This window comes from Psychromonas sp. SA13A (genome assembly GCF_011378715.1).
In the GTDB taxonomy this organism is placed as follows: domain Bacteria; phylum Pseudomonadota; class Gammaproteobacteria; order Enterobacterales; family Psychromonadaceae; genus Psychromonas.
Genome location: NZ_WTKU01000016.1, coordinates 43,873 through 66,741, shown reverse-complemented (window position 1 = coordinate 66,741; position 22,869 = coordinate 43,873). Strand labels below are relative to the sequence as shown.

Below are 22,869 nucleotides of genomic sequence, written 5' to 3'. Positions count from 1 at the left end.
AACAAAAATGAATGCGATCAAAGCTATAAATGAAAACCGAAGGTAATGTTATGGATAAGGTAAATAAGGTAGGTTTATTGTTACAAAAACAAAAATGACCAATAACCTAGCTTTAATAGCAGACTATTGGTCATTCATTCAATTAATCAGTTAATTATGTGATTAATTATTATTCGTTGACATACACGATGTTTGGATGATCATCCCACTCGTCATCATCATCGTCGTCAATATGCACAGCACCTTCAACAGCGTCAATGGCCGCTTTATGGTAATCATCCCATTGGAATTCAACTTGCTGACGCTCTTCTTCTGGTGTGAATTCTGTAGGTAACTCTTCAAGGTAAGCAACCAACTCTTTACACACGTCATGAGTACCTGTCTTAGAGATAGCAGCTACTTTATAAACAGGTCCATCCCACTGTAACGCGTCTTTAACACGTTGCATCACTTCTTCGGCTTCATCTTCTAATAACAAATCAGTTTTATTAAAGATTAACCAACGTGGCTTTTCTGCTAGTTTAGGGCTGTGTTTTTTTAGCTCTTCTAAGATAACTAAGGCATTCTCAGCCGGATCACTTGCATCAGCCGGTAACAAGTCAATCATGTGTAACAACACACGACAGCGCTCTAGATGACGTAAGAAACGTGTACCTAAACCTGCACCGTCAGAAGCACCTTCAATTAATCCAGGAATATCAGCAATAACAAAACTATTACCATGTCCCATACTCACCACACCTAGGTTAGGTATTAACGTAGTAAATGGATAATCAGCTACTTTAGGTTTTGCAGCAGAAACACTTCGAATAAATGTCGATTTACCGGCATTAGGTAGACCTAGCATGCCTACATCGGCAAGTAATAATAACTCTAATAATAAGTTACGTACTTCACCAGCTGTCCCTTCTGTCTTTTGACGAGGCGCACGGTTAGTCGACGTTTTAAAACGAGCATTACCTAAGCCATGGAAACCGCCTTTAGCGACCATTAGCTTTTGACCATTTTTAGTTAAGTCACCAACAATCTCACCAGTATCATCATCACGACAACGAGTACCGACCGGTACTTTGATGATTTTATCTTTACCACGAGAACCCGTACAGTCAGAAACTTGACCATTTTCACCACGTTCTGCGTTATAAAAACGAACAAAACGGAAATCAATTAAAGTATTTAGGTTTTCATCAGCTTCAAGGTAAACATCACCACCGTCACCACCGTCGCCGCCATTAGGGCCGCCACGAGGAATATATTTTTCAGTACGAAAGCCGACTACACCGTTGCCACCGTCTCCAGCATCAACTTTTATTCTTGCTTCATCAACAAACTTCATTACAACCTCCAAAAAACATATTCGCTACTTAAGTAACGATGATTATACCCATTTCTATTGATCATAGATCACATTTTTTATTTTCAATAGAAATAGATAGACAAAAAAAAACCTCGCATTTGCGAGGCTTTTTAAAATTTGCTTCGAAAAAACTATTCAGCAACAATGCTCACGAATGAACGTAAAGGCATGCCTTTCTTTTCGAATTTAACAGTACCAGTCGCTTTAGCGAATAGTGTGTGGTCTTTACCTAGGCCAACATTTAGACCAGCGTGGAATTTAGTACCACGTTGACGAACTAAAATGTTACCAGCTAAAACAGATTCGCCACCAAAACGTTTAACGCCTAGACGTTTACTTTCTGAGTCGCGACCGTTATTAGTACTACCACCAGCTTTTTTATGTGCCATTTTTAATAACTCCTAATTAAGCGTTAATCGCAGTAATTTTAATTTCAGTAAACCACTGACGATGGCCAGCTTGTTTACGCGAATGTTTACGACGGCGGAATTTAACGATTTTAACTTTTTTACCACGACCGTGAGCTACTACTTCTGCAGTAACTTTACTTCCTTCAACGTATGGAACACCAACTTTAACGTCTTCAGCACTTGCTACTAATAGAACTTTATCAAATTCTACAGTTGCACCAGCTTCAACATCAAGTTTTTCCAAACGAAGAGTTTGTTCAACAGCAACACGGTGTTGCTTGCCACCACTCTGGATAACAGCGTACATGTTTCTTACTCCGTTCAGGCATCTCGTGTTGTTTTATTTCAAACATAACATCGAGAGCGCACTAATTAATCACAATGGACGCGGATTCTACAGAGACATTCGCCCTTTGGCAATCAGTTTTGGCTAAAAAATTACAATTAGTTTATTGCTAAATTTACACGCTCAAAAAAAGCCCAAAAAACCATCAAAAATCAGCAAAATAAAACATTAAAAATCAATTAAATAGTCGTTAAGCATGTCGAACACTAATAAATTACGCTTAAGCCTTTGTTAATCGCCATCGGGTGTTGAGATATGTTCAATAAACGGCAATAATACACGCACTATTTTCAAGACATCCAATGGGACTTTTTACGCATGGATATTAAACAAATTCAGCAGCTTTCTTCAACAAGTATGACTCAGGTGAATCAATTGATTACTGAACAGTTAAGCTCTGATGTTGCGTTAATTAATCAACTCGGCTTCTATATCATTAATAGTGGTGGTAAACGTATTCGCCCACTTATTACTGTATTAGCGGCACAAGCGATTAATGTCTATTCTCCTAACATTACAAAGTTAGCGGCTATTATTGAATTCATCCATACTGCGACGTTATTACACGATGATGTTGTTGATGAGTCAGACCTTCGCCGCGGCGAGAAAACAGCCAACGCTTTATTTGGTAATGCAGCAAGCGTACTCGTCGGGGACTTTCTATATAGCCGTTCTTTTGAAATGATGACAGAGCTTGAGAATTTTAAAGTCATGAATGTTTTAGCCAGCGCGACCAATGTCATTGCTGAAGGAGAAGTATTGCAATTAATGAATTGCAATAATCCCGATACCACTGAAAAAACCTACATGGATGTGATCTACTTTAAAACTGCAAAACTATTCGAAGCGGCTACGCAATTAGTTGCCGTATTAGGCCAACAACCTCAAGCGATAGAAGATGCGTTACTTAATTACGGGACTTACTTAGGCACAGCTTTCCAATTAACTGATGATGTCATGGATTATGCGTCTGATGCGCAGGAGATGGGTAAAAATACAGGTGATGACCTAGCAGAAGGCAAACCAACTCTACCACTACTGTACGCAATGCAACACGGTACAGGGGCTCAAAGTGCTTTGATTAGAGAAGCAATTGAAAAAGCCAATGGTATGCAACACTTTGATTTAATCATGCAAGCGCTGAATGAAACAAAGGCACTTGAATATACCAAAAAACGTGCCATGCAAGAAGCGGATAAAGCCATTAATGCGATTACTATCTTACCTGAAAGCGAATACAAACAAGCATTGATCAGCCTTGCTCATATCGCGGCAAACCGAGTTAGTTGATACTGATTAACATAAATAGTGTGTAGATAATATTTAAGTTAACTTCATCCACAATGCAATAATAAGATAAGTACTGTAATTATCACCCCAACCGCAGTAAAAAAATTGCTACGAGAGACATCTCCCGTAGCAACCTCTTATAAACTTGATCTAAACTTCTCTTATACTTCCTCCAACAACACTAAACTTTCGAAAGGACGTAACGTGATATCTTTACTTAACAAACTATTTATTACTCGTCCATTACTGTCCACTTGTTCGGATTCGCTATAGTTAGCAATAATAACCTTTGTATTTTCCAAACAAAGTGAATCGGGCAAAGCATAAGACACTTGCTCTGAGGAGAAATTATTAATGCATAATAGTTTTTGTTCAGGGGTTGTGCGCTGATAACAGAATAGCAGTTCATGCTCCGGACAAAGATCCTGATAATCCCCCCAACAAATAACATCTAACTGTTTACGTAATATCAATAATTTTTGGTAATGATAAAAGACCGAATTTTGATCTAACAGAGCAGCTTCAACATTAATTTCAAGATAATTACTCGCCACTTCTAACCACGGCTGCACATCACTAAATCCAGCTTGCTCTTTTTTATTCCATTGCATAGGTGTGCGTGAGTTGTCACGTGATTTATTAGCTAAAATAGCCATCACTTGTTGTTCAGTTTTCCCCTGTTCAAGCATGATTCGATGCATATTAATGCTCTCAAGGTCACGATACTGGCTAATTGATTGATACCCAGGGTTGGTCATCGCAATCTCTTCACCTTGGTAGATATAAGGTGTTCCCTGCAGCATATGTAAGGCACTGGCGAGCATTTTAGCCGATTGCACACGATATTGTTTATCATCACCAAATCGACTAACAATACGCGGCTGATCGTGATTACACCAAAAAAGAGCAGACCACCCCTTATTATGCATTCCCTGTTGCCAGTAATTAAATATTTGTTTTAATTGCAACAAGTCTAACGGTGCATTGGTCCACTTATCACCATCCTTATAATCTGTTTTAAGATGATGAAAGTTAAATACCATGGACAGTTCAGTTGCATCGGTTGCAGAATATTGTTGGCAATGCGCAAGGCTAGTTGAAGACATTTCTCCCACGGTAACCGAACCATACTTATTAAAGACAGACTCACTTAATCGCTGCAGATATTCATGCGCACGCGGCCCATCGGTATAAAATTTTCTGCCATCGCTTTCATCCTCGGGAAAAGAGGGTTGCTTAGAAATTAAATTAATCACATCTAAACGAAATCCATCGACACCTTTTTCAGCCCAAAAGCTAATAATATTCTCAACTTCTGCACGTACTTTTGGATTTTCCCAATTCAAGTCTGCTTGCTGTTCAGCAAATAGATGCAAATAATATTGACCACTTTTTTGATCAAACTTCCACGCATTACCGCCAAACTTAGATTGCCAATTATTAGGCTCGGCACCCATTTTTGGATCTTGCCAAATATAGTAATCACGGTAAGGACTGTTTTTATCTGCGAGTGCAGACTGAAACCATTGATGCTCAGTAGAGGTATGATTGACCACTATATCAAGAATAATACGTATCCCTTTTTGGTGAGCAGTAGACAGCAGCATATCAAAATCTGCCATATCACCAAAATCAGGATTAATATTGTAATAATCGGAAATATCGTACCCATTATCAATCATTGGAGAACAATAAATAGGTGTTAACCAAATAGCATCAACGCCTAAAGTCTGTAAATAATCTAATTTACTAATGATACCTTGAATATCGCCTGTTCCTTTGCCGCCACTATCGCAAAAACTTTTAGGATAGATTTGATAAATAGTCGCTTTACGCCACCACTCGTTGTGTAAATTTTTCATAGAGTACTCGTTAAGTGAATGAAAAAATCATCCACTATTATTTGAAATTGCTAATTATTTAAAGAAAAAAGCTAAAGTTGAAGATCAAATCAACCTAAAGAGGAACTATTAAGACACCGCCGCCGCTTCTTCTTGCCCTTCAAGCTTATGGTTTTTCTCAGCTCTTTTATAAAGCACGATGGTTAATATAATTGGCACAATAATGGCCGCTAACATAGCGACAAAGAACACCATCCAGAACTGTGGTTGTATAGACAAAATGCCCGGTAAACCGCCCACACCGATACCGTTAGCCATCACACCCGCACTACCACATATTCCAGCAGCAACCGCAGCACCGATCATCGCGCTCAACATTGGGAATTTATATTTAATATTAATCCCGTACATCGCAGGCTCAGTTACTCCAAGAAAAGCAGAAATAGCAGCAGGTACTGAAATCTCACGTTCATTAGCCTTTTTACTCACCCAAATAATGCCAACAACGGCTGAAGCTTGAGCAATGTTAGATAGTGCAATAAGCGGCCAAATTGGCGTACCACCCATGTCTTGCATTAACTGCAAGTCCACCGCATTAGTGGTGTGATGGATACCAGTGATCACTAAAGGCGCATAGAAGAAAGCAAAAATCATTGAACCTATTACCGCAAAGTCGCCAGTCATCGCTATTTTGGCTGCATAACCAACATAATTACCAATTTCACGGCCGATAGGGCCTATGATTGAATGCGCAAGAATAACCGCGACCAACAAAGAGATAAAAGGCACCACCACAAGATATAAATACGCTGGAATAATACGTTTAAGGTTAACTTCAATATAAGCTAATGCCATCCCTGCAAATATAGCGGGTATGACTTGCGCTTGATAACCCACTTTTTCTATTACAAAGAAACCAAAGTCCCATACATCTGGGACTTGAGCCCCAATATTGTAAGCATTCATTAATTGCGGAGAGACCAGTGTAATACCTAAAACGATTCCTAAAACCGGTGTTCCACCTAGCTTTTTAACCGTTGCCCAACACACAGCAACCGGTAGAAAGTGGAAAATAGCTTCGCCTATTATCCATAAAAAAGAATGTACTGCAGCCCAGAAAGTGCTTATTTCTACTAAGGTTTTCCCATCAAACATACGAATATCACCGATGATATTCCTGAAACCTAAAATTAAACCACCGGTAATAATAGCGGGTAATAAAGGAACAAAAATCTCAGCCATATGCGAGATACTTCGCTCTAACAGGCTCATATTTTGACGAGCAGCGACTTTGCTCTGCTCTTTAGTATCACCACTGTGGCCAATGAGTTTATTTAAAACTTTATAAACATCATCAACTTCTGTCCCGATCACAACCTGAAATTGCCCTGCATTAGTAAAACAACCTTTTACCATTTTTAAGCTTTCAATTTTTTTAATATCCGCAGCATCATTGTTATTTAAAACAAAACGAAGCCTTGTAAGACAGTGACTAACACTAGCGATATTTTCTTTTCCACCTATATACTCAATCAAGGAGGCGATATCTTGTTCTTTAATTTTACTCATAATGATGTCCATTTTAGTAATTAACCATGCAAAATGGGAGCGCTCCCATTAACTGGTCAAATGATAACCAATGAAGAAGGTAAATAAAATAAGAGCCAACTTAGAATGTGGTTATGATCACGAAATAAATGGGAACACTCCCAATATGTGCGAGTGATATCAGTTTATACTATTTATGAGCGTTAATTATTCAGCCTTTAGGCCCATATGTATTGTCGCAGCTTGAACAAGGTGCGTTACCTTCTGTTCCCCAGATAACTGTTTGAATAATAATTCAGCTGCACTTTTTCCTGCTTGAAAATAACCTGGGTCAATGCTGAATGTATTCTCGAAAATAAACGGTAACATATCTGATGCACCTATTCCGGAAACAATCACGTCATAACGCTGAAGTTCTTGTAATCGTTTTGCAACACCAATCGCTAAGGTATCACTAGCGCATACAATGGCTTGGGTTTCAGCAGTTAACACTGCATCAGTCAAATCATAAGCACTATGATGGCTCAGCTCACCGGTCTCATAACGACTAACTAACTGATGCGCTTGGCAATAATCCAAGTAAGCATTAAGTCGCATTAAACCTGTTGTTTTATCTTCAGGGTTCACTCCAAGATAGCTAATGTGTTGCTTTCCTAATTGCTGAAGGTGAATCATTGCTTGCTGGATCATGCCATCATTATCGTAACCAACCGATGAAATAACATCACTATTAACAGCAATGACAATCGCTTTCTGACCTAATAACTCTAATGCTGTTAAATCATAATCACTAAAGCCAAATAAAATAATCCCGTCAACATGGCGTTTCTGAAGAACAAGTAAGTGCTCATCTGTTTTACTTGCACTGAATTGCCCTTCCATGATTAAAGCGTCGTACCCATTCGCATAAATAATGTCTAATAACCCACTTACTACCTGATTTTCAGAGACAGATGATAATCGAGAGACAATGATCCCAATCACCTTACTAGTGCCTCCTCCCATCATTTGTGCGGATTTAGAAGGAATAAACCCAGACTCTTGAATAACACGCTGTACTTTTTCACGTGTACTTACTTTTACTTTAGGATCGTTTGTTAAAACACGTGATACCGTTGATTTTCCAACACCCGCTAGTTTAGCAATATCCATGATAGTTAACTTTTTAACCATGACTGCTATTTCCCTTAATACAAAAAAGCCCTCTATATTTTACAATATAGAGGGCTTTTTAAAACAAATATTGTATTGACTAAATCAATTAGTTAAATGGATTAACTTGAATAATTGTTTCGTTACGATCTGGACCAGTAGAAATAAGATCCATTGGCACGCCAGTAATTTCTTCTAAGCGCTTGATGTAAGCTTTAGCATTCGCTGGTAATGCATCATAAGTTGTCACACCGAATGAAACTTCAGACCAACCAGGCATTGTTTCATAAATAGGTACTGCTTGCTCATAACCGTCTGCACACATAGGCGGTACATCAACTACTTTACCACTAGGCATAGTGTAACCAGTACAAATTTTAATTTCTTCTAAGCCATCTAGAACATCTAGTTTAGTTAAACAAAAACCAGTAATACTGTTTAATTGCACAGCACGTTTAATAGCAACGGCGTCAAACCATCCTGTACGACGTAAACGCCCTGTCGTTGCACCAAACTCATGGCCAATTGTACCCATGTGGTGACCAGCAGGATCTAACTTGTCAATCCCATCGTAAAGCTCTGTAGGGAAAGGGCCAGAACCAACACGAGTGGTATAAGCCTTAACAATACCTAACACATAATCAAGATGTGTTGGGCCAAAACCACTACCAGTAGCAACACCACCTGCAGTCGTGTTTGAAGAAGTTACGTACGGGTAAGTACCATGGTCAATATCAAGTAATGTACCTTGAGCACCTTCAAATAAGATATTCTCACCACGTAAGCGAGCTTTATCTAGTTCGTCTGTCACATCAATAACCATACTAATTAATAGCGGTGCTATTTCAGTCATTTGTGCTAATACATCTTCATAGCTCACTGCTTCTACTTTGTAGTAGTTAACTAATTGGAAGTTATGATATTCAACAACTTCTTTTAATTTAACAGCGAATTTTTCCATGTCGAATAAGTCATCGACGCGTAAACCACGACGAGCAACTTTATCTTCATAAGCAGGACCGATACCACGACCAGTTGTACCAATTGCTTTATTGCCGCGCGCTTTTTCACGTGCTACATCTAATGCTACATGGTAAGGAAGGATTAAAGGACAGCCTTCACTGATTGAAAGACGTTCTTTAGCAGGAATGCCTCTTTCGATAAGCATGTTCATTTCTTTGAACAATGCATCTGGTGCTAATACCACACCATTACCGATGACACATTTTACGTTTTCACGCAAAATGCCTGATGGAATCAGATGAAGTACTGTTTTCTCTCCATCGATTACTAGTGTATGACCCGCATTGTGCCCACCTTGATAGCGAACAACCCATTGCGCTTTGTCTGTAAGTAGATCTACTACTTTACCTTTACCTTCATCACCCCATTGAGTGCCAAGAATTACTACATTTTTTCCCATCAGAATCACATATCTCTAGCGAATTGAACGGGGATTTTAGCAAAGTTTAAACAGTTGAATCAATATCTTTGTTAGTTAATACGCATTTATATATTTAAAAATAAAAAAAGGCCGATAAATCGGCCTTTTTACAATGAGTTATTACTATCTCAATAAGTTTATTAAATCAAATATCTCTTAATAAATGAATCACATCAAAATTTATTTTTGAGAGCCCATGTATTTAAAGAAATCTGAATCAGGGCTTAAAACCATCACGTCTTGTTTGTCTGCAAAGCTTTTTTGGTAAGCTTGCATACTACGCATAAAGGCATAAAACTCAGGATCTTGAGAGAAAGCTTCAGAGTAAATCTTTGATGAATGAGCATCACCTCGACCACGTATCTCCGCAGACTCTTTATTCGCTTGAGCCAACATAATTGATACTTTACGGTCGATGTTTGCGCGGATCACTTCAGACTTCTCTTGACCTTCTGAACGATGCTCTCTTGCAACAGCTTGTCGCTCAGCACGCATACGTTTGTAAATACTGTTACTTACACCATCAGGTAAGTTAATTTTCTTGATGCGAACATCAACAACTTTAATACCTAACTCAGATGAACGCGCCATACGTTTCAGTGCTGTTTCCATCACTTCACCACGTTTACCAGATACAATATCTTTAATCGTATGTGAACCAATCTCGTTACGTAGACCATTATTAATTTTACGTTTTAGTAACGCTTCAGCTTGTAATTTATTACCTCCTGTTGCTAGGTAATAAACAGCCAAATCGTCTATTTGCCACTTCACATAAGAATCGATAATTAAATCTTTCTTCTCTGAGGTTACAAAACGGTCAGGTTGGTCATCAAGTGTTTGAATACGCGTATCCATCACACGAACAGCATCAATAAACGGGACTTTAAAATGTAAACCAGGGCCATATACAACCGGTTTATCTTCACTATCACGCTTCACTTTACTAAATTGTAAAACAATACCGTTTTGACCTTCAGTCACAACAAATGCACTGCTTACAAAAACCAAAAATAGAATGGCTGGCAGTATTAAGAATTTTTTCATGATTAGTCTCTCCCAGTAGTTCGAGTGCCACGCGTAGCACGTTCGCTACTTGTTGCGCGTTCATCGAGATCTGCTTGTTCATCGGCACGAGAACGAGTTTCAATTTCGGTTTCAACCGGTAAACGAGATGAGCCGTTGTCAGGATTACTCATTAACTTATCAAGAGGTAAGAAAGTTAAATTGCCGCCAGCTTGGTTATCAATTAAGACTTTAGAGCTATTACTAAGAACTCTTTCCATCGTTTCAATGTATAAACGCTGACGAGTAACATCAGGGTTAGCTTGATATTCTGGTAATAATTGATTGAATTTTGCTACCGCACCTTGCGCTTGTAATATAATACCTTCTTCATATGAACGAGCTTGTTGTTCGATACGTTTCACTTGACCACGTGCAATCGGTTCTTTCTCACGCTCATAAGCTTCGGCTTCACGGACAAAACGCTCTTCATCTTCTTGTGCTGCAATTGCATCATCAAAGGCATCTTTAACTTGTTCAGGTGGACGCGTTTGTTGTAAGTTAACATCAACAATTTGGATACCTAGATCATAAGGAGCGATGATTTTATCCAACATTTCCCATGTTTCTTGACGAACCACTTCACGACCCGTTGTTAATGCATCATCCATGGTTGAATGACCAATAACGAAACGTAAAGAGCTATCTAACGCTTGTAATAAACTATTATCAGCATTAGTCACACTAAACAGATACTTTTCAGGTGCAACAATTCGGTACTGAATTTCCATTGAAACTTGTACGATGTTTTCATCTTCAGTTAACATGAAACCTGTTGTAGGCATGGTACGGAAAGCCTCAACGTTAATCGGAATAATTTGATCAACAAATTTTGGATTCCAATGTAAACCAGGATCAACTTGAGAGTGGTAAGCACCAAAACGTAACACGACACCTCGATCAGATTCCTTAACCGTATACCAACCGCTTGCAAACCAAACAATAGCGATAATGCTTAAGATAGCAATAGCGATAAATTTTCCGCCATTACCACTGCCACTAGGACCTTGTGTTGATTTATTACCAAACAAACCGCCTAAAACACCAGATATCTTTTGAAAAACAACATCTAGGTCGGGAGGACCTTGTTCATTTTTTTTGCCGTTTTTGTTCCACGGGTCCTGATCTTTTTTATCATCTTTTCCCGGTTCATTCCAAGCCATGTTAGCTCCTGATTTACTCATAAATTGAATTAATAAAATCTGTTTAACTATGAATCATTTAAAAGAATTTACCAAACACTCAAACTGTTACTGCAATGTAACAATGTTCACGCTAATAATAAAGAGTTTATGACATATTAGGTCCACTCTTCCTTATCTAATTCTGCAACAGTTTGGTAATTGCTATCCACTACAAACTCTTCGATATAACTACCTTCCTGTTTGATCAAACGTTGCCAGTCGGTATTATTAAGACGGATATTAATAACACTATTTCCATTTTCTGCATATTCTTCATTTTCAATACACTCTAATTGATAAAATAGAGCGCGTAATTTCCCCTGTGCAGGCGGTATAGATAACTGTAAAGAACGAATTTTTCCAGATAACAACATTGATAATGCATCGAATAACAGATCAACGCCAATATCTTTTTGAGCTGATAACCAAACTCGAATAGGTTGACCTGTTTCGTCGTAATCAATTCTTGGTTCGGCTTGCTCTAATGCATCGATTTTATTCATCACCATTAAGTACGGTACTTCACCGGCATCAATTTCATTTAAAACATGTTCAACGGCATCAATATTCGCTAAATAGTTTTCATCTGAGCAATCCACAACATGTAATAGTAACGTCGCTTCACGAGTTTCTTGCAAAGTGGCTTTAAAAGCAGCAACTAAATCATGCGGTAAGTGACGAATAAACCCTACCGTATCCGCTAAAATACAAGTCCCTACATCATCAACAGAGATCTTTCTCAATGTCGGGTCTAAGGTAGCAAAAAGTTGGTCAGCGGCATACACTTTTGCAGCGGTAATTTGATTAAATAATGTAGATTTACCCGCATTGGTATAACCCACTAATGAAACCGTTGGCACTTCATTGCGTAAGCGAGAACGACGTCCCTGCTCGCGTTGTTTAGATACTTTTTCTAAACGTGACTTGATAGTGGTAATACGCGCGCTTAATAAACGTCTATCACTTTCCAGCTGTGTTTCACCTGGACCGCGCATTCCGACACCACCTTTTTGTTTATCAAGGTGCGACCAACCTCGAATCAGGCGACTCGACATATAATGTAGCTGTGCAAGCTCAACCTGTAACTTACCTTCATAGGTTCTTGCTCGTTGTGCAAAAATATCAAGAATAAGTGCCGTTCTATCGAGCACTAAACATTCGCAAATCTTTTCCATATTACGTAATTGTGCTGGTGTTAAAGCATGATTGAAGATAACAATATCAGCTTCCATTGTGCGTACAGTATCAGCTATTTCTTGTGCTTTACCTGTACCAACAAAAAAACGTGCATGGGGTGACTTACGTGGGCCAGTTACGGTTGCAACTGAATTAACTCCGGCAGAACTGACGAGCAGTTTTAACTCATCAAGATCTTCTTTATTATTTTCATCTGAAAAAGAAACATGGACTAAAACAGCCTGTTCACCGGCTTCGTAACGTTCAAACAATTAACTCTCCAATAGATTAAGTAAGAATTATAAATAGATCTTCATCCTACCACAGCTATAAAATGATTAGATAAAAAAATGGCCTGCCTGCAGGCAAGCCATTATCATAAATGTTACCAAAATTGATAAATTATTCTTCGTGCGCAATGGTAGGAACGGCGCGAGAAGGAACGACAGTTGAAATTGCATGCTTATAAACCATTTGACTCACTGTGTTCTTTAATAGAATAACAAATTGATCAAAAGACTCTATTTGACCTTGTAATTTAATGCCGTTGACTAAATAAATAGCGACCGGAATACGCTCTTTACGCAGAGTGTTCAAGAATGGGTCTTGAAGAGATTGTCCTTTTGCCATGTATAGTCCTTATTATTCTTTTTATTATCACTGAACTGCAGTATAACGAAGGGATCAAAAAAAACCGACTGAAAACCTAAAATTTTGATCCGTACCTCTTTCTATCTCTTTGTTATTTCAATAACTAACGTTTTAATCATGCTTTTCTTATTTGAATCTAAGTTTTAATAAAACCGACTTTATTTTTTCAAAGTTATTCTCATCAGCACTTTCTAACCAAGTAATATCTTGCTTCCAACCTCGCAACCAAGTCATTTGTCTTTTCGCTAATTGTCGCGTCGCTACTACTCCACGAAAACGCATCTCTTCATAATCCATTTTACCTTCAATATACTCCCACATTTGACGATAACCAACGCAACGCATTGAAGGTAAATCTAAATGCAAATCTCCACGCTGATATAAGCTTTGTACTTCTTGTTCAAAGCCCGCTGCGAGCATTAAATCAAAACGCTTTTCAATTCGCTGATGTAGTACTGACTTGTCTAGAGGTGCAATTGCAAACTGTTTAATATTAAAGGGGATAGGATCACTTTTAATGGCCGTCAGCTCAGTCATACTCTTGCCACTAATACGATAAACTTCAATAGCCCTCGCTAAACGCTGTGGGTCATTAACGTGGATCCTTTCAGCTGATACCGGGTCGATGGTACGCAATTCATCATGTAATGCTTGCCAGCTTGTTTCTTTGACTTGCTGCTCTATACCCGCTCGAATTTCAATATCTGCACTAGGCAAAGGAGATAATCCTTCAACTAAGGCTTTATAATAAAGCATGGTTCCACCGACTAATAAAGGCGTATTACCACGCGCGACAATCTCTCCCATCAAACGTAACGCGTCATCACGAAAATTACCGGCGGAATAACTGTCTTTAGGGTCAATGATATCAACTAATAGGTGCGGTGCGAGCGCCTGCTCCTGGGCACTTGGTTTTGCTGTCCCAATATCCATCCCTTTGTAAATTAGTGCAGAATCTACACTGATAATTTCACATTGGCATTGTTGTGCGAGCTTAATAGCTAAATCAGTTTTGCCAGATGCAGTTGGCCCCATTAAAAAAATAGCGAGCGGAAAAGGAGAAATGCTTGTATCGGACATGCTACTGAATACCTTGTAATAACAACGACAAATCGGGTTGTTTGAAACAGCGTTGTAAATGTGTTGCGGATAATGGCATTAACGACGTTAGCAATGTTTCTATTTGCGTTAATGAAGGAGTGATTGCCATTTCATTGGCTACTAATAATGCCCCTAATTGTTGGCAAATTAATTCAACTTGTTGTTGATCATTGTCATCTATCGCTGCTGTATGGCTTTGTTTTAATAAATCAAATAAAGCAGGCAGAATAACCGCAATAGGTGAATGCCTGAAAGGCGCTGGCACCTGACTAACAATCAAAAATTGAGATTGAAATTTATAACTAAAACCAAGTCGATTTAATAAGGTTTCAGCTTGTTGTGCCACTTGTTGCATTGTTTCATCTAATTTAAATCGCACTGGCAATAATAAAGGTTGAGAGATAACTTCACCATTTTGCCAAGCAGTCACTAAATGCTCGCTAACTACGATCTCATTGGCCTGCTTTAATGACATTAATAGCAAACCATTGTTAGATAAGGCCATCAACTCGGGTTGTAACGGTTGTAACAATAAATAATCTGCACCGATCGAGGACACTACATTGGCGACTTTTACATCTACGTTTTTATTCAACGACGAGTTATGCGTTGCAGGAGAAACGATATTTTGTTGGTAAGCTTCAGCAACAAAATCACAGTAGGCCTCTACTTGTTGGTGATCGAGTCCAGGCCTCTGCACTGCAGGTGAGTAATGAGGATTGGCAGCTCCAGTTGATGCCCCTTGGTTGCCCTGCCCAACACGGTTATTCGTACCCGTATCTAAATAATGAGGGTTATTTTGATTGTGATAATTGTTATGACTATTACCGCTATTACTTACACTAGCAGCGTTACTGGTTGCACCTGTGGGTTGAGTATCACTGATACTAGTAGGTACTTGATAGTCATGTCCGGCAGCTGATGTAGTTAAGTCATTCTGATGGCTTAATAACGAGCTATCATTTAGTGTGCTATTCAGCGTACTACTAATAAAATCATGCACCCAACGCGCTTGATGGAACCTGACCTCATGCTTAGCAGGATGGACATTAACATCGACCTCTTTTGCATCACATTTAATATAAATAATATACCCAGGAAACATACCCGGCGGTAAGAAGTGAGCATAAACTTGTTTGATTGCATGGTTAACTAATTTGTCGCGGATCATGCGCCCATTAATATAACAATATTGCACGTCGGCTAAAGGTCTTGGCGATAAACGATCCGATACCCAACCTGAAATTTTTAATGCTTGATCTGCATGTTCAAAAAAAACAGCATGTTGAATAAATTGTTCACTACAAACAGCTGCAATGCGTTTTTCTTGCTGACTTTGTTGCGGAGCGGCACGATATTGTCGTACCATTTTATTGTTGTGTTTCAAACTAATTGCAATATCAAAACGACTAAGCGCAATACGTTTTATTAATTCATCAATATGTTGAAATTCTGTCTTTTCAGTTTTTAAGAAGCGGCGACGAGCAGGAGTGTTAAAAAACAGATCTAATACTTCGACAGTAGTACCTTGAGGATGAGCCGCAGGCTGCACATTTACTTGCATATCTCGACCTTCCGCAATGGCTTGCCAAGCTTGATCTTGATCCGCGGGTTTTGAAGTAAACGTTAAACGAGCCACTGAACTGACACTGGCTAACGCCTCTCCTCTAAAACCTAAACTAACAATCGCTTCTAGGTCGTCAAGGTGGCTTATTTTACTGGTTGCATGTCGACTCAAAGCAAGAGTAAGTTGGTCTTTACTAACCCCATTACCATTATCTTTAATACGAATACATTTAGCACCGCCTTGCTCAATCTCGATTTCAATCCGCGTTGCTCCGGCATCTAAACTATTTTCGACTAACTCTTTAACCACTGAAGCTGGTCGCTCGACCACTTCTCCAGCTGCTATTTGGTTAGCTAAACGTGCCGGTAATATTTGAATAGACATGCTTTTACACTCGCAGTACTAGCTGATAGGGATAGTAAGCACTTGCCCAACGGCCAGTGAATTCGAACGTAGATTATTGGTTGATTTAATGGCAGTCGTCGTGGTGCCATAGCGTTGAGCAATAACCGATAAAGATTCTCCACTTCGCACTTTGTGCTCTGTTTGTTGTACTTTTTGTGTCGGAATTTTTAATACTTGACCAACAAATAAGGTACTTGAGCGTAACTTATTATGCAGTTTCAGTTGCTCTGACGTTGTTCCATATTGATAAGCGATGACAGACAGCGATTCACCACTTTTCACCTTATGCGATTCAGGTACAGATGGAGCAACATAATTCGCACCTGGAATTTTTAACACCTGCCCGACTAATAAACGTGAAGAACTTAAATTGTTATAGACTTCAAATTGCTTTGAAGTACGATCATATTTTTCAGCAATCACAGACAATGATTCACCACTACTGACCTTATGCTGAGTAGGCACTACAACTTTTTTAACAGCAGCCGTCGTCATCGTTCCGGGTACCTTAATTTTTTGTCCCACACGTAAACTACTAGATCTTAATTGATTATAATCTTTTAATGCTTTTGTGCTCATATCATATTGACTTGCAATCACCGATAGCGAGTCACCACTTTTAACACGGTAAATAAGATCCGGTCGTTGAGTAATTTGTTGTTGATTACCAGGAATTTTTATTTTTTGACCAATCAATAAAGACGTACTTTTAAGGTTGTTATATTGTTTTAGTTGCGCCGTTGTGGATGCATATTTTTGTGCGATTGCAGATAAAGACTCACCACGTTTCACTTTGTGTGTTTGCGCTTTTATAACTTTATTTTTTTGTTGTGACTGTTTTCGTTCAGCGACAGCTAATACAGGTTTCTGTTGTTTAGAAAGTTTTAGCTGCTGGCCAACAAACAAGGTGGTCGTTTTTAAGTCGTTATAATCTTTAATTTCAGCAATACTTTTATTGTACTGGTTAGCAATCACAGACAACGACTCACCACGCTGTACTTTATGTATCTCGGGAGTATTAACAATGGGTGCTTGTACACTAGGTGTTGCAGTCGCTGCGACTTCAATATAGACACCGGGTATCTTAATTTTTTGTCCTACTTGTAAAGATGAACGTTGTAACTTGTTATAAGACATTAACTGAGCAATGCTTTTATCATATTGACTAGCAATCACAGACAAAGACTCGCCCCGTTTAACTTGATGAAGTTGCTCTTTTTGTAGCACTCGTTGAGTCATAGGTTTAGACGCATTCACTACGGTGGTTGATGCAACACTAGTTTGAACATCTCCGGGAATGTTAATCTTTTGCCCAATCGCTAAGGTTGTCGAACGCAATTGATTGTATTCGGCTAGTGTTTTTGTGCTTTGTTGGTATTTGGCTGCAATCACAGATAATGATTCACCACGTTTTACAACATGAGTTTGTGCTTTTCTTCTGACCGGCGCTGCATTCTGTTGACTCGTTGGTTCATTTGCAGCAACTTGATAATTAGGTGGAATACTTAACACTTGGCCAATTCGTAATGAATTAGATTTTAAATGATTAAACGATTTAAGTTCATTACTCGTTACGCTATAGCGTCTTGCTAAAACAGATAAAGACTCTCCGCTTCTTACGGTATGTTTAATCGCGCGTTTTTTCTGAGCGAATAGGCTACCTTGGGGTGGTTTATCATTAAAATGCTTATAAATTCCTTTATAAACCGCACTCGCAATTTTATTTTGAAACTCAGCTTGGTTTAATAAACGTTCTTCAGTGCGGTTAGTAATAAAACCGGCTTCTACTAAAATAGAAGGAATGTCTGGCGATTTAAGCACGGCTAAACTTGCATGTACTGGTTTTTTCTTATGCATTTGAGTGACTTTAGAAAGCTCCGTCGTCACTAAGTCACCAATCGTATAACCGACGCCCATGGTATTACCCATCGACATATCCAATAACATTTTATTCAAAAATGGCACACTATCGGAGTCTTGAATAATATCACCAGCACCACCTAACAATTCAGAATGTGCTTCGTGTTTTTCCATCCAACGGCCTAACTCAGTGGTTGCTCTGCGGTTTGATAATACCCATACGGATGCCCCTCTAGGTTGGCTTGAAGTAAAACCATCGGCATGAATAGAAACGAGGAAGTCGGCTTTTCCTTTGCGTGCAATTTCAGACCTTTTATTCAAATTAACAAAATAATCACCCGTCCTAATTAAAAAAGACTGCATCCCTTTTTGTGCATCAATTTTGGTTTTTAAACGTTTAGCAATTTGTAGAGTGACTTTCTTTTCGTAGGTATATTTACCCAATGCACCAGGGTCATCACCACCATGCCCTGCATCAACAGCAATAATAATATCGCGACCATTTGGCACTGCAGCAATACTTTTGGGTACCTTAGTAACAAGAGTGGGCAGGTCGATGACTAAACGATGGCCATAGGGTTTTGCTGGTCGTAAACTAAAAATTTTCGCTTTACTGGCTTTTTTTAAATCAACAACTAGACGGAATGTACCACTTTCACCACTCGCACTTTCACGAATATTCTTGATCAAAACACCTTTATTGCTAATCTTTTTTAAGTTCGCTTTGTTATTAGTAGTTTTTAAGTCCACCACTAGACGGTCTGGGTGCGTCAGATAATGAGTTTCATAGTCGGGTTTTTGAGCAAGATCTAATACAATACGCGTATTATCAGGAGATGGCCAAGTTCGTACCCCTTTGAGCTCATTTTTTTGAGCAGCGAAGGCATTAAAACTAATGCTTTGTAATATAAATACAAAGCACAAAAAACATAACACTGATGTTAACCGTGTTAATCTGATTGAAGACGAGAAAGTCTTAACTGAACCGGGCTTTTTTTCCTGCACTATCATAAATTTTTCAATACTCTTAATCCAATTTCAGTATTCGCTTGTAAAGTGACTTCACGTTGATCATCAATATAGGTCAATGTTAAATCTAAATCTGGAGGCGGCAAAAAACCAATGCCACGCTCAGGCCATTCAACTAGACAATGACTTGAATCACCAAAATAATCTCGAATCCCCATAAACTCTAACTCTTCAGGGTCCGATAAACGATACAAGTCAAAATGATAAACTTGCCAATCTGCCAACTCATAAGGCTCAACTAAAGTATAGGTAGGGCTTTTAACATTACCTTGATGACCTAGGCCTTGAATAAAACCACGCGTTAATGTTGTTTTGCCAGCGCCTAAATCTCCATGTAAATAAATACAGGTAGCGAGTTCACAGGCTTTACTTAAACGCTTACCAAACAAAACCGTTTGCTCTGCATCCTGTAGTTTTTCTTTTAATAAAGTAGACATTTCTTTTTACTGACTTCCAATATAGTTGATAGTTCTCATTATTAACGATCTCTCTAAAAAGAGTCACTTAATAAATAAATGGCATAAAGCTACCGTTTCCAATAGTACCAGAAAGCATATCCCGCATACCACCTCTAGCCACCACAAGCTAAAAAACATTATTATCATAGACTATTTAAGTTCACTTGGTGCTAAACAAAGCTAACTAACATGTCTATTTTTAACTACATTTTCTTCACCGCATCCGCCTTAATTGCATATTCTTTAACGATATTGCTAAGAGCTTTAACAATAATCAGAATAAGGCATTTAAACTCGATAACAGGGCAGGACCCATACATAAAAACTGATAGACACAATTAAGCGCCACATCATTAATATTAATGCAATCTTGCTTATTCAGATAAAGACATTATAAAACAAGACTATAAAATAATAATTAGACGATTTCAAAGTAACCTAAGTGCGCTATCAAAATACTTACCAGAATGTGTTAAACTCACCTTTATACAAAGATTTTAGCCCATCCTTTTCACCTTTTGATTAAAGCTAACCATGAAAAATACTCAACCAAGCGCTTCTTCATCGCAGCCACTCTCAAATGCTATTTCATCGACTCCTTCAGATGACGTTTCCGCGACTAAAAACCCCAAACTTTCTGAAACAGAACTTAGGGCGCTTACTAAAAAAATTAAATCATGGGGGAAGGATTTGGGTTTTCAAAAAGTAGGCATTAGTGATATTGACTTAAAAGATCAAGAAGCTAATTTACAAACTTGGTTAGATAACCAATACCACGGCGAAATGGATTACATGGCCAAACATGGCATGATGCGTGCCCGTCCCGATCAATTATTGCCAGGCACTTTACGCGTTATTTCAGTACGCATGGATTACTTGCCAGAAGAAGCCCAATTTGCCTCAAACTTAGAGAATAAAGATCTCGCTTATATCAGCCGTTACGCTCTAGGCAGAGATTACCATAAGGTGCTACGTAAAAAATTAAAACAACTCGGCGATAAAATACAAAGTGAATTTAGCGGCTTAGGCTTTCGCCCTTTTGTTGATAGCGCACCGATATTAGAAAGGCCATTGGCAGAAAAAGCGGGGCTAGGCTGGACAGGTAAGCACTCACTATTACTTGATAAAGATGCAGGTTCATGGTTTTTTATTGGCGAGCTATTAATTGATTTACCTTTACCTACGGACCAAGCACAAACAGCAGAATGCGGGCAATGTGTCGCCTGCATGACAATCTGCCCGACTCAAGCAATTGTAGCCCCTTACGTCGTTGATGGCAGACGTTGTATCTCTTATCTAACCATTGAATTATATGGTGTAATCCCAGTAGAGTTTCGTAAAGCGATCGGGAATCGTATTTACGGCTGTGATGACTGTCAGTTGATTTGTCCTTGGAATCGCTTTGCAGAAACAACCCAAGAATCGGATTATCAAGCAAAAGACTTTTTACAAAACCAATCACTAATAACCTTATTTAATTGGTCCGAGACTACTTTCTTAAAAAACACGGAAGGGTCGCCAATTCGAAGAATTGGACACCAGCGCTGGTTAAGAAATATCGCAGTTGCTTTAGGTAATGCGCCAAGCAGTATCGAGACTATTACCGCTTTACAAAATAAACTTGAATTAAGTGATGATGAGATAGTTAATGAACATATTCAATGGGCATTAACCGAGCAACAGCAAAACATGCCAATCAATATTGACCGTTTAAATAAACGTTTAATTAATGCGGTAAAAAAAGGGTTACCAAGAGACGCTTAGTCGTTATGCACTTCAATGTTGAATCCGCCTATCACTTGCCCACCCTGAAATGCATAAAACTAGGTTAAATACCTTATTTACTTTTGTTCATTCTGGCCTAAAAGACCAAAGGCTCACCGTTACTTACCTTGGAAGAGGATTAAAATCGCTTTCAAATACAGAGCAAAAGCATGATATTAAACGTGCAGATAGATTGTGTGTAAATATTAACCTTCACGCTGAACGCATTGATTTTTATAGATATATGGCGAACTCCCTCGTTGTTAAGGAGCGTCATCCATTGTTGATTGTTGATTGGTCTCCGATAAATGGAAGTAGTATTTTTCAATTGTTACGTGTCAGTGTTCCGATGGAGGACGTGCTTTAACCATCTATGAAAAAACCTATGAAGAAAGTGAACTTAATACACCCGCAGCCCATCAAGCATTATTAGATAATATTAAATATTGTCTACCAGAAGGTTGCCGGCCAATTATTTTAGCTGATGCTATTTTTAAAACGCCTTGGTTTAAAGCGATTGAAAATATGGGATGGTATTGGGTATGCAGGGTCAGAGGAAACGTTCAATTATCAAAGGATGGTAAAAATTGGCAACAAAGTAGAGAGTGGTTTGTATCAGCGAACAGCAAAGCTGTCAATTTAGGCGATATTTATTTTAGTAAAACAACTCAGCACCCCTGTATTGGAACGCTCTATAAAGGAAGAAAAAAAGGACGAATAAAGAAAAAATTACGAGGAGGAAAATCTCAATGCAGTACCGACAAATACCAGGAAAAGAAAGCAAAAGAGCCTTGGTTGTTGATTATTTGCCTTCCCAAAAGATGGGATAAAAACCCAAAGAAGGTCATGAAATTATACGCGACTAGAATGCAAATCGAAGAAGCATTCAGAGATACAAAGAATGCTAAACTAGGCATGAGTCTTGAGTTCGCTAACTCTCGTAGCCCTGAGCGATTTGATATACTACTTCTCATTGGGGCACTCGTTTTATATATTTTATGGTGTATTGGATTTGCAGCAGAGCAATTAAACTTACATCATTCATTGCAAGCTAACACTGAGAAAAGTAGGCGTGTTTTATCGCACATTTATCTCGGTCGAGAGGTTGTTAACGATGAGCGTTATACTGTAGATGATGAGTTTATTATTTGGGTTCTACATGAGCTACCCAACCTAGTAATACGGTTAGGTAGCTTGTGATTTTTGTGGGGATCCCTCAGA

At 38.7% G+C, this 22,869-nt stretch carries 16 protein-coding genes and 4 pseudogenes; 3 read left to right on the top strand and 17 right to left on the bottom strand.

The genetic code is table 11. The features are described from left to right. Positions 1-169: 169 nt before the first annotated feature. The 3 genes from cgtA to rplU all read right to left on the bottom strand — a co-directional run bounded on the left by cgtA (position 170) and on the right by rplU (position 2,074). A complete protein-coding gene (gene cgtA, locus GQR44_RS13900; protein ID WP_166372357.1) occupies positions 170-1,336 on the bottom strand; it encodes an Obg family GTPase CgtA in 1,167 nt (388 codons plus the stop codon). 152 nt (positions 1,337-1,488) lie between these two features. Beyond that, a complete protein-coding gene (rpmA, locus tag GQR44_RS13895; RefSeq protein ID WP_025563510.1) occupies positions 1,489-1,746 on the bottom strand; it encodes a 50S ribosomal protein L27 in 258 nt (85 codons plus the stop codon). A 16-nt stretch (positions 1,747-1,762) separates the two neighbouring features. Next, on the bottom strand, positions 1,763-2,074 hold the full coding sequence (gene rplU, locus GQR44_RS13890) for a 50S ribosomal protein L21 (protein ID WP_025563511.1): 312 nt from the start codon (positions 2,072-2,074) through the stop codon (positions 1,763-1,765). Between the two features lie 357 nt (positions 2,075-2,431). Between rplU and ispB the strand changes: the two genes are divergently transcribed. After that, entirely contained in the window at positions 2,432-3,403 is a 972-nt protein-coding gene (gene ispB, locus GQR44_RS13885; RefSeq protein WP_166372356.1) for an octaprenyl diphosphate synthase, read from the top strand. Positions 3,404-3,564: 161 nt separating this feature from the next. On the opposite strand, the gene treC is transcribed toward ispB, so the two are convergent. The 14 genes and pseudogenes from treC to tsaE form a co-directional block, all read right to left on the bottom strand. Beyond that, on the bottom strand, positions 3,565-5,265 hold the full coding sequence (gene treC / locus GQR44_RS13880; protein ID WP_166372355.1) for an alpha,alpha-phosphotrehalase: 1,701 nt from the start codon (positions 5,263-5,265) through the stop codon (positions 3,565-3,567). 108 nt (positions 5,266-5,373) lie between these two features. Further along, positions 5,374-6,813: a PTS trehalose transporter subunit IIBC gene (treB, locus tag GQR44_RS13875; protein WP_166372354.1), complete on the bottom strand. Its 1,440-nt coding sequence runs from the start codon at positions 6,811-6,813 to the stop codon at positions 5,374-5,376. Positions 6,814-6,999: 186 nt separating this feature from the next. Then, positions 7,000-7,965 (bottom strand): trehalose operon repressor TreR, encoded by a 966-nt coding sequence (gene treR, locus GQR44_RS13870; protein ID WP_166372353.1) that lies wholly within the window; start codon positions 7,963-7,965, stop codon positions 7,000-7,002. An 88-nt stretch (positions 7,966-8,053) separates the two neighbouring features. After that, complete coding sequence (locus tag GQR44_RS13865; RefSeq protein WP_166372352.1) at positions 8,054-9,367, bottom strand: adenylosuccinate synthase; 1,314 nt, start codon at positions 9,365-9,367, stop codon at positions 8,054-8,056. A 201-nt stretch (positions 9,368-9,568) separates the two neighbouring features. Further along, on the bottom strand, positions 9,569-10,435 hold the full coding sequence (hflC, locus tag GQR44_RS13860) for a protease modulator HflC (RefSeq protein ID WP_166372351.1): 867 nt from the start codon (positions 10,433-10,435) through the stop codon (positions 9,569-9,571). 2 nt (positions 10,436-10,437) lie between these two features. Further along, positions 10,438-11,616 (bottom strand): FtsH protease activity modulator HflK, encoded by a 1,179-nt coding sequence (gene hflK / locus GQR44_RS13855; RefSeq protein ID WP_166372350.1) that lies wholly within the window; start codon positions 11,614-11,616, stop codon positions 10,438-10,440. A gap of 137 nt (positions 11,617-11,753) precedes the next feature. Further along, positions 11,754-13,085 (bottom strand): ribosome rescue GTPase HflX, encoded by a 1,332-nt coding sequence (gene hflX, locus GQR44_RS13850; RefSeq protein WP_166372349.1) that lies wholly within the window; start codon positions 13,083-13,085, stop codon positions 11,754-11,756. Between the two features lie 130 nt (positions 13,086-13,215). Further along, complete coding sequence (gene hfq, locus GQR44_RS13845) at positions 13,216-13,443, bottom strand: RNA chaperone Hfq (protein ID WP_025565420.1); 228 nt, start codon at positions 13,441-13,443, stop codon at positions 13,216-13,218. Between the two features lie 147 nt (positions 13,444-13,590). Next, positions 13,591-14,544, bottom strand: a complete 954-nt coding sequence (gene miaA, locus GQR44_RS13840) for a tRNA (adenosine(37)-N6)-dimethylallyltransferase MiaA (protein ID WP_166372348.1) — start codon at positions 14,542-14,544, stop codon at positions 13,591-13,593. Position 14,545: 1 nt separating this feature from the next. Further along, positions 14,546-16,516, bottom strand: coding sequence for a DNA mismatch repair endonuclease MutL (mutL, locus tag GQR44_RS13835; RefSeq protein ID WP_166372347.1), 1,971 nt, complete (start codon positions 16,514-16,516; stop codon positions 14,546-14,548). A gap of 18 nt (positions 16,517-16,534) precedes the next feature. Further along, positions 16,535-16,672, bottom strand: a pseudogene (locus GQR44_RS19855) (LysM peptidoglycan-binding domain-containing protein); the annotation flags it as partial. A gap of 24 nt (positions 16,673-16,696) precedes the next feature. Beyond that, positions 16,697-16,825: pseudogene (locus GQR44_RS19850) on the bottom strand (LysM peptidoglycan-binding domain-containing protein); the annotation flags it as partial. Between the two features lie 48 nt (positions 16,826-16,873). Beyond that, a pseudogene (locus GQR44_RS19845) lies at positions 16,874-19,408 on the bottom strand (LysM peptidoglycan-binding domain-containing protein); the annotation flags it as partial. After that, positions 19,405-19,863, bottom strand: a complete 459-nt coding sequence (tsaE, locus tag GQR44_RS13825; RefSeq protein ID WP_166372345.1) for a tRNA (adenosine(37)-N6)-threonylcarbamoyltransferase complex ATPase subunit type 1 TsaE — start codon at positions 19,861-19,863, stop codon at positions 19,405-19,407. The gene tsaE and the pseudogene GQR44_RS19845, both read right to left, overlap by 4 nt. 555 nt (positions 19,864-20,418) lie before the next feature. Here tsaE and queG point away from each other — a divergent pair. Together queG and GQR44_RS13815 are read left to right on the top strand one after the other, a co-directional pair. After that, positions 20,419-21,648, top strand: a complete 1,230-nt coding sequence (gene queG, locus GQR44_RS13820; RefSeq protein ID WP_166372344.1) for a tRNA epoxyqueuosine(34) reductase QueG — start codon at positions 20,419-20,421, stop codon at positions 21,646-21,648. 49 nt (positions 21,649-21,697) lie between these two features. Then, positions 21,698-22,848 (top strand): annotated as a pseudogene (locus tag GQR44_RS13815) (IS4 family transposase). Positions 22,849-22,869: the final 21 nt, after the last annotated feature.